The 15,791-nt window shown below is 63.6% G+C and carries 14 protein-coding genes and 2 tRNA genes; 10 read left to right on the forward strand and 6 right to left on the reverse strand.

The features are described 5' to 3' along the window. Positions 1 to 98: 98 nt before the first annotated feature. The 5 genes from F2P44_RS10910 to F2P44_RS10935 all read left to right on the forward strand — a co-directional run bounded on the left by F2P44_RS10910 (position 99) and on the right by F2P44_RS10935 (position 4,034). Positions 99 to 1,346, forward strand: coding sequence for an aspartate kinase (locus F2P44_RS10910; protein ID WP_167086725.1), 1,248 nt, complete (start codon positions 99 to 101; stop codon positions 1,344 to 1,346). Positions 1,347 to 1,439: 93 nt separating this feature from the next. Next, a tRNA-Ser gene (locus F2P44_RS10915) sits at positions 1,440 to 1,531 on the forward strand. 202 nt (positions 1,532 to 1,733) lie between these two features. Then, positions 1,734 to 1,825, forward strand: a tRNA-Ser gene (locus F2P44_RS10920). Positions 1,826 to 1,996: 171 nt separating this feature from the next. Then, the gene (gene petA, locus F2P44_RS36345) at positions 1,997 to 3,127 is read left to right on the forward strand and encodes a ubiquinol-cytochrome c reductase iron-sulfur subunit (protein WP_308610091.1); all 1,131 of its coding nucleotides are present in this window, start codon (positions 1,997 to 1,999) and stop codon (positions 3,125 to 3,127) included. A 346-nt stretch (positions 3,128 to 3,473) separates the two neighbouring features. Continuing rightward, complete coding sequence (locus F2P44_RS10935) at positions 3,474 to 4,034, forward strand: SRPBCC family protein (protein ID WP_167086726.1); 561 nt, start codon at positions 3,474 to 3,476, stop codon at positions 4,032 to 4,034. Positions 4,035 to 4,169: 135 nt separating this feature from the next. Here F2P44_RS10935 and F2P44_RS10940 read toward each other — a convergent pair whose 3' ends face one another. Beyond that, positions 4,170 to 5,645 carry a M20 family metallopeptidase gene (locus tag F2P44_RS10940; protein ID WP_167086727.1) on the reverse strand — a complete coding sequence of 492 codons (1,476 nt, stop codon included), beginning with the start codon at positions 5,643 to 5,645 and terminating at the stop codon, positions 4,170 to 4,172. A 181-nt stretch (positions 5,646 to 5,826) separates the two neighbouring features. Here F2P44_RS10940 and F2P44_RS10945 point away from each other — a divergent pair, with 181 nt between their 5' ends. Further along, the gene (locus F2P44_RS10945) at positions 5,827 to 6,408 is read left to right on the forward strand and encodes a DJ-1/PfpI family protein (RefSeq protein WP_167086728.1); all 582 of its coding nucleotides are present in this window, start codon (positions 5,827 to 5,829) and stop codon (positions 6,406 to 6,408) included. An 81-nt stretch (positions 6,409 to 6,489) separates the two neighbouring features. Here F2P44_RS10945 and F2P44_RS10950 read toward each other — a convergent pair whose 3' ends face one another. Beyond that, positions 6,490 to 7,284, reverse strand: a complete 795-nt coding sequence (locus F2P44_RS10950; RefSeq protein ID WP_167086729.1) for a YfaP family protein — start codon at positions 7,282 to 7,284, stop codon at positions 6,490 to 6,492. A 253-nt stretch (positions 7,285 to 7,537) separates the two neighbouring features. Here F2P44_RS10950 and F2P44_RS10955 point away from each other — a divergent pair, with 253 nt between their 5' ends. Together F2P44_RS10955 and F2P44_RS10960 are read left to right on the forward strand one after the other, a co-directional pair. Beyond that, positions 7,538 to 9,130, forward strand: coding sequence for a PKD domain-containing protein (locus F2P44_RS10955; protein WP_167086730.1), 1,593 nt, complete (start codon positions 7,538 to 7,540; stop codon positions 9,128 to 9,130). A gap of 201 nt (positions 9,131 to 9,331) precedes the next feature. Then, positions 9,332 to 10,069: a hypothetical protein gene (locus F2P44_RS10960; RefSeq protein ID WP_167086731.1), complete on the forward strand. Its 738-nt coding sequence runs from the start codon at positions 9,332 to 9,334 to the stop codon at positions 10,067 to 10,069. 96 nt (positions 10,070 to 10,165) lie between these two features. Here F2P44_RS10960 and F2P44_RS10965 read toward each other — a convergent pair whose 3' ends face one another. The 3 genes from F2P44_RS10965 to F2P44_RS10975 form a co-directional block, all read right to left on the reverse strand. Further along, on the reverse strand, positions 10,166 to 10,498 hold the full coding sequence (locus tag F2P44_RS10965; RefSeq protein WP_167086732.1) for a DUF4276 family protein: 333 nt from the start codon (positions 10,496 to 10,498) through the stop codon (positions 10,166 to 10,168). Then, positions 10,495 to 11,589 (reverse strand): AAA family ATPase, encoded by a 1,095-nt coding sequence (locus tag F2P44_RS10970; RefSeq protein ID WP_167086733.1) that lies wholly within the window; start codon positions 11,587 to 11,589, stop codon positions 10,495 to 10,497. The genes F2P44_RS10965 and F2P44_RS10970 overlap by 4 nt, the downstream gene beginning before the upstream one ends. A 131-nt stretch (positions 11,590 to 11,720) precedes the next feature. Beyond that, a complete protein-coding gene (locus tag F2P44_RS10975) occupies positions 11,721 to 12,374 on the reverse strand; it encodes a CatA-like O-acetyltransferase (protein ID WP_167086734.1) in 654 nt (217 codons plus the stop codon). A 212-nt stretch (positions 12,375 to 12,586) separates the two neighbouring features. Here F2P44_RS10975 and F2P44_RS10980 point away from each other — a divergent pair, with 212 nt between their 5' ends. Next, positions 12,587 to 13,708 (forward strand): serine hydrolase domain-containing protein, encoded by a 1,122-nt coding sequence (locus F2P44_RS10980; protein WP_167086735.1) that lies wholly within the window; start codon positions 12,587 to 12,589, stop codon positions 13,706 to 13,708. Between the two features lie 95 nt (positions 13,709 to 13,803). Beyond that, positions 13,804 to 15,057 carry a hybrid sensor histidine kinase/response regulator gene (locus F2P44_RS10985; protein WP_167086736.1) on the forward strand — a complete coding sequence of 418 codons (1,254 nt, stop codon included), beginning with the start codon at positions 13,804 to 13,806 and terminating at the stop codon, positions 15,055 to 15,057. Positions 15,058 to 15,084: 27 nt separating this feature from the next. Here the strand turns inward: F2P44_RS10985 and F2P44_RS10990 are convergent, their stop codons facing one another. Then, on the reverse strand, positions 15,085 to 15,579 hold the full coding sequence (locus tag F2P44_RS10990; protein ID WP_167086737.1) for a pyridoxamine 5'-phosphate oxidase family protein: 495 nt from the start codon (positions 15,577 to 15,579) through the stop codon (positions 15,085 to 15,087). Positions 15,580 to 15,791: the final 212 nt, after the last annotated feature.

Raw genomic sequence — 15,791 nt, forward strand, 5'->3', positions numbered from 1 at the left:
AACATATAGGTTTGGCCGCCGACTGCCTTGTTTTTCTGCATCGCAGCATGTAGAGTAAAGCCCTCCTTTTTCATTAACCGAGCGGAAACTTCACTCTTATGGCTTTAATCGTCCACAAATATGGCGGAACGTCGATGGGCTCGACCGACCGCATCAAGAACGTTGCGGCACGCGTCGCCAAGTGGCATGACGCGGGGCACCAGATTATTGTTGTGCCTTCGGCAATGTCCGGCGAAACCAATCGCCTGATCGGTCTGGCAAAACAATTGATGGACCAGCCTGATCCGCGCGAACTGGACATGATTGCCTCCACCGGTGAACAGGTTTCGGTCGGCTTGCTGGCGATGGCCTTGCTGGCGATCGGCAAGCCGGCTGTCTCGTACGCCGGCTGGCAAGTCGCGATCAAGACCGACTCGGCCTTCACCAAGGCGCGCATCGAATCGATCGACGACGTCAAGGTCAAGGCCGACCTCGATGCTGGCAAGATCGTGATCATCACCGGTTTCCAGGGTGTCGATGCGAACGGCAACATCGCCACGCTCGGCCGCGGCGGCTCGGATACCTCGGCCGTGGCGATCGCGGCGGCGATGAAGGCCCAGGAATGCCTGATCTACACCGATGTCGACGGCGTCTACACGACCGACCCGCGCGTGGTGTCGGAAGCGCGCCGCCTGAAGACCATTACGTTTGAAGAAATGCTGGAGCTGGCCTCGCTGGGCTCGAAAGTGCTGCAGAGCCGTTCCGTCGAATTCGCTGGCAATTACCGCGTGCCGACCCGCGTGCTGTCGTCGCTGACCGATCCCCTGATGCCGCTCGAAGAAGAAGCCAACTCGGGCACCCTGATTTCGTTTGAGGAAGATACAAATATGGAACAAGCTGTCATCTCCGGCATCGCATTCAACCGCGACGAAGCCAAAATCACCATCCTGGGCGTGCCGGACAAGCCGGGCGTGGCGTACCACATCCTGGGGCCGGTGGCCGATGCCAACATCGAAGTCGACATGATCATCCAGAACCAGTCGGTGGAAGGCAAGACCGACTTCACGTTCACGGTCTCGCGCGGCGAATATGTGAAGGCGATGGGCGTGCTCGAAGGCGTCAAGACCGATATCGGCGCGGCCAGCATTTCGGGCGACGCCAAGGTGTCGAAAGTGTCGGTGGTCGGCGTGGGCATGCGCAGCCACGTGGGCGTGGCGTCGCAGATGTTCCGCACCCTGTCGGAAGAGGGCATCAACATCCTGATGATCTCGACTTCGGAGATCAAGATCTCGGTGCTGATCGATGAAAAGTACATGGAACTGGCGGTGCGCGCCCTGCATAAAGCGTTTGATTTGGAAAAAGCATAATATTTCCAAAAAGTGGGTGCGCATCATTGCAAAATCCACGCCCAGCCGGTATGATCTTGGTCTTCTGATCTGGTGAAACCTACTGGGCAGAATGGAGACGTGGCCGAGTGGCCGAAGGCACGTCCCTGCTAAGGACGCATATGGGGTAACCTGTATCGTGAGTTCGAATCTCACCGTCTCCGCCAAAATTCTGTCCGGCTTGCTCCCGGACTGTCAACAAACCCGCAGCGCTCGTCACGAGACTGCGGGTTTTTTGTTTTTGTTTGCCTGCATGCCCCGGCGAAGCGTTAATTTTTTCGGGAAGAGGGTGCTGCGGCCCTGTTCGCCGCCGCAGGAATCCGGTATGATCTTGGTCTTCTGGCTTAGCAATATTGTGTAGGCCGGGATGGAGACGTGGCCGAGTGGCCGAAGGCACGTCCCTGCTAAGGACGCATATGGGGTAACCTGTATCGTGAGTTCGAATCTCACCGTCTCCGCCAAAATTCTGTCCGGGTTGCTCCCGGACTGACAAAAAACCCGCAGCGCTCTTCATGAGACTGCGGGTTTTTTGTTTTCCCATGTCCAGTCTTCGCTTACGCCCTCCGATTTCTGGTGCGACGCGTGGAACCGTTGGGCGCCGCCGCAGTCCAATCATATGCGGGCGATAGGCGCTGCGGAGATTCGGCTCCCCCCGATCCCCTCATGTCGAGTTCCGCACGCTCAATATTCCCCTGGAAACCTATCCGGCCGCGATCAAGGCCATCACGCCCCTGATCGACGCCGGCAAGTCCGAGGAAGCGAAGACGGCGCTGCGCACCATGCTCAACACCCTGGTGGTGACGACCGAGGTGGTGCCGCTGCCCAGGCTGCGGGCGGAGGAACAGATCAAGGCGGCCCAGGCGCTTGCCGAAAAAGCCAACCGCAGCAAGGATGAAAACGACAAGCTGGCCCAGAGCATTGCGGCCGCGCGCGACCAGTTGAACATTGCCGAGCTGCTCGGCTACGGCGACAAGAAAGACTACAAGCCGATGTACCAGCAGATCGACGATATCGAGAAGAAAACGGCGGGCGGCAAATGGGGCAAGGGCTGGTTCGAGAAGATCAGGCAGCAACTCGCAGAGTGGAGGACTTGCGTCGGCGGGTACCGGCGAGGCGCCTCCGCGCTGCGCCGTTCAAACCTCGCCGCTACGACAGGAATACCTATGCCGGGCTACGCCAAACTGAATCGGGACCGTAGACAATGGCTGCTCGCGGCAACCGGCGTGAGCGGTGGCGCCGTGCTGGCCGCCGCCGCGATTCCTTTCGTGGAAAGCCTGGCGCCGGGCGAAGCGGCCAAGGCCGCCGGTGCTCCGGTCGAAGTCGATATCAGCCAGATCGCACCGGGAGCGCTGCTCACCATCGAGTGGCGCGGGCGGCCGGTGTGGATACTGCACCGTACCGAGCGCATGCTGACTCTGCTGCGCTGCAACGATGCGCGCCTGGCCGATCCGCGCTCGGAACAAGCGCAGCAGCCAGCGTATGCGGCCAATCCGACCCGTTCGATCCGCCCGGCGTTTCTGGTGGCCACCGGCATCTGCACGCGCCTCGGTTGCGTGCCCGTGTACCGGCCCGAGGTGGCGCCGGCGGACCTGGGCGGCGACTGGAGCGGCGGATTTTATTGCCCCTGCCACGGTTCCCGCTTCGACCTTGCCGGCCGCGTCTTCAAGAACGTTCCGGCCCCGAGCAACCTGGAAATTCCACCTCACGAATACCTGGGCGATACCCGCCTGCGCATCGGCGCCGACCGCGAACACCCCGCCTGAGTATGCCTCGCAAACTACGCGCGCAGGCGACCCTGATGGCTTGATATCGGCGCGATCCACCCGGACTTGGCGCAGCCGGACGAGCAAACTTCCGCTGCCGCTGCCGCTGCCGCTGCCGCTGCCGCTGCCTGGGCCGGCGCGCGCCTGCCGGACTACATGACATAGTGGCGGCAAGCGCATTCCTACACCAATTCTGCGATAACGCCTATTCATCCGCGCCAGGGACAGGATTAACATGGATGGTCTCCGCAAGGCCGCTGCGGCGAGCGTCGCCCGCACGAGGACGCATGGCGACAAGCCGCTCCGGCTGCGCTGACTCATCTCAATCGATAATCAGGAGGAAACCATGTTGAGCCGTATTCTCGGGTTGGTGGCTGTTGCGGTCGGTGGAACCTTGCTGGCCAAGCAAATGCAAAAGCCTGGCGACAAGGGCAGTGAATCGCGTGTCAGTATCGACGTCGATCTCCCGGTGCGCACTGTCTACGATCAGTTCACGCAGTTCGAGCAATTTCCACAGTTTATGGAAAGTGTGCATGAAGTGCGCCAGCTCGACGACAAGCGCCTGCACTGGAAGGCGGACGTGTTCGGCAAGGTCATCGAGTGGGATGCCGACATCACTGAGCAGGTCCCGGACAAAAAAATCGCCTGGCGCAGCACTTCCGGCACGCCGAACGGTGGCACGGTGAGGTTCAAGGAACTGTCGGGCGGGCGCACCAATGTCACGCTTGAGCTGTACTACGAACCGCAAGACGCGCTGGAAACCCTGGGCGATATGGCCGGGGCCGTCCGCATGCAGGCGCGCGCCAACCTGCAACGCTTCAAGGACATGCTGGAGCAGCGCGGCAGCGAAACGGGCGCGTGGCGCGGCACCATATCGAAAGAGAGCGGGGCAGGGCCGATGCACTGAGCGATTTTCCCGTCCGCTTCGTCCGCCCGCTTCGTCCCCGGTCCGTCGCGCTGTGGATCAAACACGATGCCCGGTGCGCGGGCCGGCCAGACGACGGGCGAAACCGGTCTGTTGCGCCCGGCGCGCCGCGACTATTTACGGATGCGCCGCAATCACCTGCGCCACCGCCGCCGTCAGCCGTTTTCCGTACGGCACATGCAGGAACTCGTTCGGCCCGTGCGCATTGCTCTTCGGTCCCAACACGCCGCACACCATCATCTGTGCTTTCGGAAAGCTCTTTTGCAGCAAGCCCATCAGTGGAATGGTGCCACCTTCGCCCAGATAGCCGACCGGCGTGCCGAAATGGCCCTCGCTGGCCGCGTTGACGGCGGTGGACAGCCACGGGCTCAGCTCCGGCGTATTCCAGCCGCTGGCGCCGTACGAACCCGGCGTGCCATCCGGTACAAAGGACACGCGCGCATTGTAGGGCGCGTTATCTTCCAGCAAGGCCTTGAGTTGCAGCGCGGCGGCATTGCCGTCGAGCAGAGGCGGAATGCGCAGCGACAGCTTGAAGGCGGAGTAGGGCCGCAGCACATTGCCGGCATTGGCGAACTCTGGAAAGCCTTGCGCGCCCACCACCGACAAAGTCGGCCGCCAGGTGCGGTTCAAGATCGCTTCGAGCGGATCGGTCGTGACCGGCAGCACCGAGCCGCCATCGGCGCCGCAGGCCCACGGCATGCGCTTGTACACTTCTTCCTTGAGGATGGCGGCGGTGGCCTTCGCTTCCTCGATACGCACGTGCGGAATTTCGCAATGGAAGCTTTCCGGCAGCAAGCGCCCGGTTTTGGCGTCTTCGAGGCGGTCCAGCAGATGGCGCAGGATGCGGAAACTCGACGGCACCACACCCGAATGGGCGCCCGAGTGGATGCCTTCGGTCAGCACTTCCACCTTGAGCGTGCCCGATACCATGCCGCGCAGCGAGGTGGTCAGCCACAATTGGTCGTAGTTGCCGGCACCCGAATCCAGGCACACCACCAGCGACACCTGGCCCAGGCGGTCGCCCAGCATCTCCAGGTAAGGCGGCAGGTCGTACGAGCCGCTTTCTTCGCAGGTTTCGATCAGGCCCACGCAGCGCGGGCGCGGAATGTTCTGGCGGTCCAGCGCCATGATGGCCGTGAGCGAGGCATACACGGCGTAGCCGTCATCGGCGCCGCCGCGTCCGTACAGCTTGCCGTCTTCATACTTGGGCGTCCACGGACCCAGGTCGCCGCGCCAGCCGTCGAATTCCGGCTGCTTGTCGAGGTGGCCATAGATCAGGATCGTATCGTTGGAAGCGGCTTTGGTGGCCGGCAACTCGAAGAAAATGACGGGCGAGCGATTCGGCGCGCGCAGCACTTCGAGTTTCAGTCCCGGAATTTTTTTGCTCCTGATCCACTCCTCGGCATCGCGCACCACGCGGTCGAGATAGCCGTTGGCTTCCCACTGGGCATCGAAGGCGGGGCTTTTGGCCGGCACGGCGATATACGACACCAGGGCCGGAACGATTTCTTCATCCCAGACGCGGTCGGCAAAGGCCGCGAGTTCGCTTTGGGAGAGCGTGCCGCTGGTGGGCGACGAAGTTGGGTGGGTCATGGCGGTTCTCTCTTGATCAGAATATTGTATTTTACTGTAGCACTTCCTTCGGTGGGGCAGGGCGGGCCATGCACGTCGCCGTTCAGCCGGTACCGTCAGCTACGTAGCCGGATTCAGGCGTATTATCTGGATATGAATCAAGCGGCAAGCATCACTTCACCACTGACCAAGGAGAACAAGCATGGCTGGAAAGAAGATTTTGTTTCTGACGGGCGATTTTGCGGAAGATTACGAGACCATGGTGCCGTTCCAGGCGCTGCACATGGTCGGCCACACCGTGCACGCGGTCTGTCCCGGCAAGAAAGCGGGCGACAAGATCAAGACCGCGATCCACGATTTCGAGGGCGACCAGACCTACACCGAAAAACCCGGCCATCTGTTCGCGCTCAACGCCAGCTTCGATGAGGCCGACGAAAGCAACTACGATGCCTTGATGATCGCCGGCGGCCGCGCCCCGGAATACCTGCGCCTGAACGAACGGGTGATCGAACTGGTCAGGCAGTTCGCGAAGGCCAACAAGCCGATCGCGGCGGTTTGCCATGGTGCGCAATTGCTGGCGGCCGCCGATGTGATTCGCGGCAAGCGCATTTCCGCCTATCCCGCGTGTTCGCCGGAAGTGCGCATGGCGGGCGGCGAGTACGCGCAGATCGAGGTCGACCAGGCCGTCACGGACGGTAATTTCGTCACTGCCCCGGCATGGCCGGCGCACCCGCAGTGGCTGGCGCAGTTCCTCACGCTGCTCGGTACCGAGATCAAGCTCTGACCGGCGGCGATTGATGACGTCAACGCGGCGGCGATGGCCCGGGATCGATCCATCCGCGCCATTGCCCGTGAACGCCGCGACTCAGAACGTGAACGACTTCACCAGCGTCAGTTCGCCGATGCTGCGCATGGGCAGCACGAACTCTTCGCGTTTCTCGCGCGGCGTGTTTTCGTTGTACACCAGCGTCACGCGCGCGGTGATCATCTGCATCTGGCGCTTGCTTTCGTCGAAGTGATAACCGTTTGCGCCCAGCTTGCCCCAGTAATTGATGTACACATGGTAGTTCCCGCGCAAGGGTGCGGTCATGGTGAACATTTCCGGACCCGGGCCGTCCACGCTGTCGACGTCCAGCCCGCCGCCGTTGGTCAGTACCGGATGGCCGAAGTAAGCGTGCTGGCCATCGGGCGTGACGATATGCAGGTCGATCTCGGCTTCGGTATCGTCCCAGGCGCAGATGATGCGCAGGCCGGGCAGGGGCCGGCCCGAGCTGGTTTCGTAAAACTGCACGCGCCTGAGCGATTTGCCCTGCGGCGATTTGACTTCCACGCTGTTCGACCCGGCGCCGAACAGGTAAGGGCGCGCGTAGTGGCCCTGCTCGTCCGTCATCAGGCGCAGGGGATTGCCGTTGACCACCAACTGGTGCGCCTCGCGCTTGCCGGCGGCCGCCGCGATGCGCCCCTTGATCATGCTGCGCTTGCTCTGGGCGCCGCGGTCGATCGGCGAATTGGGATAGGCCACGGTAGCGTCATCGCTTTTGTCGACCAGGCCCGAGCGGTTCCAGCCACCCACCGGGGAGGCAATTTCCGTCGCCATTGCGGGCGGCAGGGCCAAGGCCAGTGCCAAGGCTGCGAGGCACGGCGTCAAGTTCGTTTTCATCAGGGGGCTCCATGCGGTTGGCGCGATTGTAACCGCTCGCCCGGCCAAGGGGACAGGCAAGGCGGGGGAAGCCGGCCGCCCGGAAACGGCGTCATGCGCTGACAGCGGAGCTTGCGGTAGCTCGTCCCGCCCGGCACGCCAACGGTCAACATGGTTCCAGGTGCACCCCAGGTGCAAGGATAGAACTGATCGGAGAGCAATCATGGAAACAGCATGGAAGATGCGAGGAGCATACTCGGCAGGAACGCTGGCAATGGCGGCAACCCTGTGGGGTTGTGGCGGTGGCAGTGAGGCGCCCGCGCCGCCAGACACCAGGATATTGGCATCGGTCGCTGTCACGGAGGACGCCGCGACAGGGCAGGCTGCCAGCGTAGCCGCCAGCCAGGACGGTGCGGACGATGAGCTCGGCGCAGCTGCTGGAGATTCCGGCGACGCCGCGCTGGCCAGCGTCTACGGACGCAAGGAAATCTACGGCATTGTCAACCTGGCGCCGCCGCCTGTGTATATTGCCAGGATCAATGCCCGCGGCCAGGCCACGTTCGAATATACCGCGCCCGACAACCGCTTGCACGTCGGCTATTTCGATGGTGCCCGCATCATCGATGTCAGCCCGCCGCACGCCCTTGTCACCACGCTCGGCGCGCTCAACGACAGGGGAGACGTGGCGGCGCAGACGCGCTTCCCGCGCGAGCCGGTGCCCACGCCGTTCCAGCCGTTTCGCTGGACTGCGAGCGGCGCCAGGGTCATGCTGGCGACCCTGAGCGCTGAAGGGGACACCTTTGTCAACGACATCAACAAGCATGGGGAAATCGTCGGCGCCTCGCGCACCGGTCCGGGTGATGAGCCGTTCCGCGCCGTCCGCTGGACCGCGCAAAACAGGCTGCTGCCGCTGCCGGTACCGGCCGGTTTCGGCCAATCGTTCGCCGGCGACATCAATGAATACAATATGAGCGTCGGGACCGCCGACGATGCTGCCGGCAATGCGCATGTGTTCATCTGGGATGGCGCCGGGCGCGCGACCGATCTGGGCACGTTCGGGGCGACGACGGCATGGGTGACAGGGATCAATAACCGGGGCGAGATCGCCGGCATGCTCAACGCGAGCGCTCCCGATTTCCAGGCCTTTCTGTATAGCCCTGGCAAGGGGGCGATCCGTCTCGGTCCCGCCACCGCAGTGACCAAGCTGAACGAGGTCGGCGAGCTGGTCGGCCGCATCGTGCGTCCGAATGAAGAAAACCATGCCTTTGTGTTCTCGCGCAAGCGCGGCCTGGTCGATCTGCACCAGCCGCAGTTTCTTGTTTCGGAAGCGGGCGACATCAATGACAGCGGCGTGGTGGTGGGCTTGACGCGGCGCGCCGGCGACGCCGACACCCGGGCTTTTCGCTGGACGCGCGCCGGCCAGGGTGCCGATCTGAATACGCTACTGAAGGACCCGCCGGCCGGCCTGGTCCTGACCCATTCGCTGAGGATCTCGGCCAACGGCGATATCCTGGCCAATTCCAACGCCGGGCTGGTGCTGCTGCGCCTTGGCGGTGGCGGTACCGACGCGCCGGTGCTGGGGCCGATCCGGACCGGCGCGGTGCTCCCGAACCAGCCGGCAAGGCTCACGCTATCGTTCCGCGACCGCAACGCGTACGACACCCATGCCGCGACGATCGACTGGGGCGATGGCAGCGGCGCGCAGTCGGCGCGTGTGCGCGAGAGCCGGGGCAGGGGCGAGGTGAGCGCCGCCCACACCTACGCGGCGCGGGGCAGCTACCAGGTCGTCGTGCGCATTTCCGATTCCGGGGGCAAGGCGTCCATCGCGCGGCAACTGGTGGCGGTGTCGGACCAGGACGCGCCATAAGAACAACACCGGCACGCGCACGTGGCGGCCGGTGCCACGATTGCCTTTGTATTATTGTTAATTCAAGGGTAAGCTTGGCTTTCACATCAAGCAATGCGCGGCACGTTTTCAAGCACGTAAAAAGCTGAGACGACAGCTCGGCGTCGGGTAGGGGTAGAGGCAGGCCAATGACATTTACCATACTAACTGGAGAGCATGTACATGAATATCAATCCATTCGATTTGTCGGTTTCCGATTTTGTGGCGCAGTCGGCCAGGTGGTGCGCGGAGTTCAATATCCAGGAAGACTATCCCTACGATCTCAAGGTGGAGATCGCCGACCGTGCCCTGTTCGATATCGGTACCGATAAATACGAGCAGATCGCCGCCGAAGCCGAGGACTGGATTGAACATGAACGTACCCGCTTGGGCGAAGCGCTGCCGACGTTCACCACGCATGCCGATTACATCGTGCGCACCGAGCAGTGGCGCAACGAGTTCAATATTCCCAAATACCTGCCGTACACGGAGCAGGTGCGCATCGCCGATGAAGTGATGCGCACGATCGACCGCTCCAAATATGCCGGCATGCTATCGGCGGCGGAAGAATGGAGTGCAAAGGAAAGCGCCAACCTGCAGGCCGAAGCGCCGTTCGACGGCTGGAAAGAACAGATCCGGCGCCAGCTGCTGCAGATCCAGAAAGGCAAATACCTGATGATCTATGTGCCATATGGGGCGAGCAACTACAGGATCGAGCAGGGGACCCTGACCAGCGTCGACTGGAATAACGGCACCGTGCTGCTGCACAGTACCGTGTATAACTGCGATAACACGGTGGCGATCGATAACATCCAGAGCATCGACGAAAGCCGCAGCGGGTCGGGCGCGCTCGGTTCGGTGCAGACGGCCGATCTGCGGCTGGTCGGCAACGACTGGTATCGCGGCAACACCAAGCTGTAAGCGCCTGGCGTTTGACGAGGCCATCGCCAGCCGATAGCCTCTGGTGCGCGGGCGGCGCCGCCCGGCTCTTGTGTTATTGACGTTGGCGGCTCGGCGTCAAGGCCGCGTTCCGAGTGCTTCCAGGTGCTGGAGGTACGGAAAAAAACGCACCTGCCTGTCAACACCGGTTAGCCCGGTGATTGCCGTTTCCAGCTGGGTAATGGTGCGTTGCGCGCGTCCCTTAAAACCGTAGAAGTCGTAGAAGGTCGCCACAAAATCAAAGGATCCGAATAAAGCCGGGAGAACGCTCTTGATTCTGTCGAGGCTCACGTTCCCCCGCATATCAATTCCCGTTACGCTGGTGCCATATTGATTGAAGTGCGGGCGCAACACGCGGTTGACAAACTCCCGTTCCGTGGCACCTTCAACGCTGATGCCCAGGCGCTTCATTCAGGTGTTCCGCCGAGCGCATTCATTTCCCAGACGTCGCCTAGCTTGTACTGTTCCATCCAAGCTGCCACCTCGTGCTCCTGAAGGCGGCGGAACTGGGATCCTTCGCTGTTCTGATCGACCACCACCACGTCCCGCCAGCCGAACTGGTTGGCGAGCGTGACCGATTGCGTCGACGCGATAATCTGGGTGCTCTCGCTGGCGGAGCGCATCATTGCAGCAAGCAAATGCATGGCGAATGGATGCAAGCCAAGCTCGGGCTCGTCCAGAAGAATGATGGATGGCATCGCCGGCTGCTGCAATAAGGTTGCGATGCACATGAAGCGCAAGGTCCCGTCCGACAGCATGTTGGCATCGAAGTAATCGTCGCTGCCGGTGTGTTTCCAACGCAATCGAATCAGCTCGTTTGCTTCGGGCAGGAAGATAAAATCGTGGAAGAAGGGCGCAACCCGCTGGATGGCGCGCACGATGCGTTGATAATTGCCGGTTTCTCTGATGTGATAGAGAAACGCCGCCAGGTTGTCGCCCTGGGGCAGCAGCCGTTCCGTTGCATGAATGCTGTACGCGCCTTTCACCCTGGCGCTATCGCTGGTGTCGTGAAAGTGATAAACCTTCCAGTCTTGCAGGCAGCGAGCCACGTGCCGGGCTGGTGAACCCATGCCGGCCTGCGCCAGTCCCGACTCGGCCGAGCCGGGCGCTGCCAGGGCCTGGCTGTTTAGCCGGCCGGCATCGCCAGTCTCCCGGCCATGAACGAGCACCGCTTCGCTCTCGAAGACCAGCGTGTCGTCATTGGTCGGCACCAGCACGGCGCGATAGCGATTGAAGGGGAACTGTAAATCCACGGCAAGCCGCTGCGTCACCTTGCGACCAAAATACAGGGCGCGGTCGGCGCCATTGAGCTGTGCGCGGACATGCAGTTGCAGACCCTTTTCCGCCAGTCTGTTCATCAAGCTGAAGAAACTGAGGAAATTGGATTTGCCAGCGCCGTTGGCATCGATCAAGATATTCAGCGGAGCAAGGTCAAGGCTCAGTTGCTTGATTGAGCGAAAACCGGCAAGTGCGATATGCTGCAGGCGTCCTACAGTGGCCATCGGGGACCTCGTTCAGAAATCGGTCGTCGCACGGTCAACGAGCGCTCAGGCGCGCGCCGGCATGCAGTCGATATCTTAACGTATCTGCGGCGCCAGCCGGGGACGCACATCAAGCGAAGCTGCCCGGGACGTCAGACCCCGGCATGCGCGGCCATCACCGCCGCCACCCGGTTCGCGATGGCCTGCGCCAGCACATGCACGTGATAGCCGTCGACAAAGCCGTGATGCGCCTGCACCGAAAACGGCATCGTCATCGTATCGCCGGCCGGCGCGCTGAATTTGCCCCAGGCCAGCGAGGGAATATCGGCGCTGCGATGACAGAAAATCGGATGCTCGATCGCGCGCATGTCGAACCACGGCATGCAGGTGATATAAATATTCTCCCTGGCCTGGCGCGGCGTCAGGTCCGCGCTGGTATTGATCAAGGCGCGGCTGGCCTTCGCTTCCTGGCCGGCGCGCACGCTGCGCGCGATGAATTCGCGCAGGTCGGCGCTCCTGGTGAAACGCGCGAAATTGAGATTATTGTCCTCATTGATCACGGTGAACGAACCGATGAAATCGTCGATCTTGATCACCTCGTCGTCGTGCACGCGGTACATGAAGTTATCGACCGTCTCGATCGCGGACAGCACGCAATACAAAAAGAAGTGAAACGGCGGCAGCTCATGCTGCTTGCAAAACGGACGGAAATCCGGCAGTTCCAGCGTCAGGCTGATATTGAGCAGGGGATTGTCGAATTGGCGGAAGACCTCGTAGCGGTCGCGCCGGAGTTCAAAATTTTTCATGCACGCAGTTTAACCGATCAACGTGCAGGCCGGCAGGCCACGGCCCGTTCCGGCAGCGCCGTTCCGACTTTCTGTTCCCCTGAAATGGCAGCCTGTCGCCCGCCGCCGCCTGGTGGCCCGCTGGCGATGTAAGCTGCGAACTCATCCTGCATCGCAGGCGGATAGACACCGTGCGCGCCGCCATGGCCGCGTACCGGAAAGAGGAGCCCACCATGCTGTTTCGACGAATTGCCCTGATCGCCGCACTCACCCTCGCCGGCAGCGCTTGCGCGGCATCGCCCGACAAGCTCGACGCCATCGTCAAATCGGCCATGGCCGGCAGCAAGGTCCCGGCGGTCGGCGCCGTGATCTTGCGCGACGGCGCCATCGCCGCGCAATCGGTGCAGGGCCGCCAGCGCAATGACCGGCCGCGCCGCGCCGGCGCCGACGATGTCTGGCTGATCGGCTCGACCGGCAAGGTAATGACGGTGGCCATGATCGCGCGCCTGGCCGAGCGCGGCGTGCTGGCCTGGGATGCGCCGCTCGACAGGATGCTGCCCGAGCTGGCCGCCGGCATGCTGCCCGCGTACCGCCAGGTCACGCTGCTGCATTTGCTGTCCCACCGGGCCGGATTGCCGCGCGACCTGCTCGATCTCAAGGGCGCTCAACATTTCTTTACCGATGCCCGCCCGACCGGACAGCAGCGCCTGGCCTACATCGCCGCAGCGCTCAGGGACCAGCCGGCCGTCGCGCCGGGTACCGCCTTCGCTTACAGCAATACCGGCTTCCTGATCGCCGCCGCGATCGCGGAAAAGGCCACCGGCGACAGCTACGAAGCGCTGATGCGCAAGGAAGTGTTCGAGCCGCTGGCGATGCGCAACGCCGGTTTCGGCAACACCGGCGATGGCCAGAACCGTGGCCACCAGCACGGCAAGCCGATGCTCGACATGGCCACCTTCGACGACGGCGCACCGGCCATGTTCGCGCCGGCGGGCTTTCTGCATATGAGCCTGGCCGACTGGGCGCGCTTCAATCTCGACCAGCTGGCCGGCGCCAAAGGCCATGGCAAGCTGCTCGCGCCGGCGTCCTACACGCTGATGCAGACCGCGCAGCCGGACAGTCCCGCCGGCCTGGACTGGGGCGTGCAAGCCTCGCTCGCCGGCCGCCAGGGTCCGGCGCTGGTCCACCAGGGCTCGGACGGTAACTGGCTGGCCATCGCCGTGCTGTTTCCGGAACAGGGCAGCGGCGCGCTGGTGGTCGCCAACGCCGCCGACGACATGGGCGCGGACAAGGTTTTGAACGGCATCTTCGGCAAGCTGTTCCCCACCCTCAGTCCCGCCAAGAAAGGTCCTTGAGCGGCACGCCGGTGAATTAACTCCCTGCGCGCGGCGTTTTGCCGCCATACTGCCCGGACCGGCCGCCGCCCCCGCCGGATTGAACCAAGGACGCCATGGCGAACCAGCACAGCACTACAGGAACGCCCACACCCGACGACGCCGCCCTGGCTACCGAGGTGGCCGGCCTGCGCCTGTTGCTGGCGCAGCGCGACGCCGAGATCGCTTCCCTGCGCGCCGCCGCCGCGCACGCCAGCCAGCGCCAGAACGCTTTCCTGGCGCTGCTCGCACACGAATTGCGCAATCCGCTCGCCCCCATCGGCCTGGCCAACACCATGCTGGCCAAACTGCCCGACCCCTCGTCCGGCCTGCTCAATGTGCACGCGGTGATCCACCGCCAGGTGCAGGACCTGAGCCGCCTGCTCGATGAATTGCTCGATGCGTCCAGCTTGAACAGCGGCACGATGACGCTCGCGTGCGCGCCGGTGCCGCTGGTCGCCCTGCTGCGCCGCGCCTTGCAGACGGTGCAGGTGCGCATCCTGGAGCGGCGCCAGCAGTTGCAGCTGGACATGCCGGAAGAACTCACGGTGCATGCCGATCCGGCCCGGCTGGCGCAAGCCTTCGCCAATCTGCTGGTCAACGCGTCCAGGTACACCGCCGACGGCGGCACCATCCGCGTGGCCGCGCGCGCCCATGAGGGCAGGGCGGTGGTCACCGTGGCCGACAATGGGACCGGCATGGACGCGGCGCTGCTGGCCGGGATGTTCGAGCTGTTCACCCAGGGACCGCGCGCGCCGGGCCGCTCCGAAGGCGGGCTGGGGGTGGGCTTGAACGTGGCGCGCAAGATCGTCGAACTGCATGGCGGCAAGGTCGTGGGCGCCAGCGATGGAGCCGGACGCGGCAGCGTGTTCACCGTGTCGCTGCCGCTCGCGGCCGGCGCGGCGGGCGCGCCGCCCGGCGGTGCCGCGCCCGCCGCGCGCCGCATCCTGCTGGTGGAAGACAATCTCGACGCCAACGATACCCTGGGCCAGCTGCTGCTGGCCGAAGGCCACAGCGTCACCGCCGCCTACGACGGCATCGCCGGGCTGGCGCTGGCGCGCACCCAGGCCTTCGACGTGCTGATCTGCGACATCAACCTGCCCGGCCTGGACGGCCACGAGCTGATCGCCCAGTTGCGCCGCAGCGCCGGCGCGCATATCCCGTTTGCCATCGCCATGTCCGGCTATGCCCGGCCGGACGACCGCACCCGCGCGATCGCGGCCGGCTTCGGCCAGTACCTGCTCAAGCCGCTCGACATCGATGCCTTGCTGGCGCTGGTCGCCTCGGCCGCGGTCACCGGCTTCATCGCCGCTGCCGGCAACGCCCGCTAGGCGCGGCGCAGCGCCGTCCTTGCACCTTCAGGCCAGGCGCCCGGCGGCGCTGTCGCGCAGGTCGAAAAAATCCGTATGGCCGAATCCCTTGGTGTAGTCGAGCAGGGACAGGGCCAGCGGCGTGATGCGCACGAACAGCATGCCCGGCCACGGCAGGGCGGCCGTGTTGGCAACCACGTCGGCGAATGCCGGAAACCTGGCGAGCAGGGCGGTGGCGGCGCGTTGCGCTTCCACCGGTTCATGAATCATCTCGGCCATGGCATCCATCGACAAGCCCTGGATCTCTTGCCAGCCGCGGTAGGGCGCGTTCACCGTCAGCGCCACCTGCGGATGGGTGCGCAGGTTATGCGCCTTATGGCTGTCGAGCGCAATGGCGACATACAGCACCAGCCCGTCGGCGGCGAAACTGACCGTCGAGGCGTGCGGCGTGCCATCGTCGCGGATCGATGCCAGGGTCAGGTCGGTCACGGCGGCAAGGATCTTGGCGGCCAGCGCTTGCGCTGCTGGGGGAAGCGGTTTCATGGGTTCTCCTTTCAATGGATCGGGACGAACGTGCCGTCGCGCCGGCTGGTACGGGGCGCGCACGCGCGTGTCACCAGGGAGCATTCGCCAGGGTAGCCGTTCGAGCCTAGCACAAAGCGCGCGCACGCCCCGCACCGGACAGCGATGCGCGCGATTTTCGTTGTCATGGCATCCACGCCAGGTAGCGTAATAAACCTGCGCGGAAACGGATA

The sequence above is a fragment of the Massilia frigida genome, assembly GCF_011682175.1.
Lineage (GTDB): Bacteria > Pseudomonadota > Gammaproteobacteria > Burkholderiales > Burkholderiaceae_D > Telluria_A > Telluria_A frigida.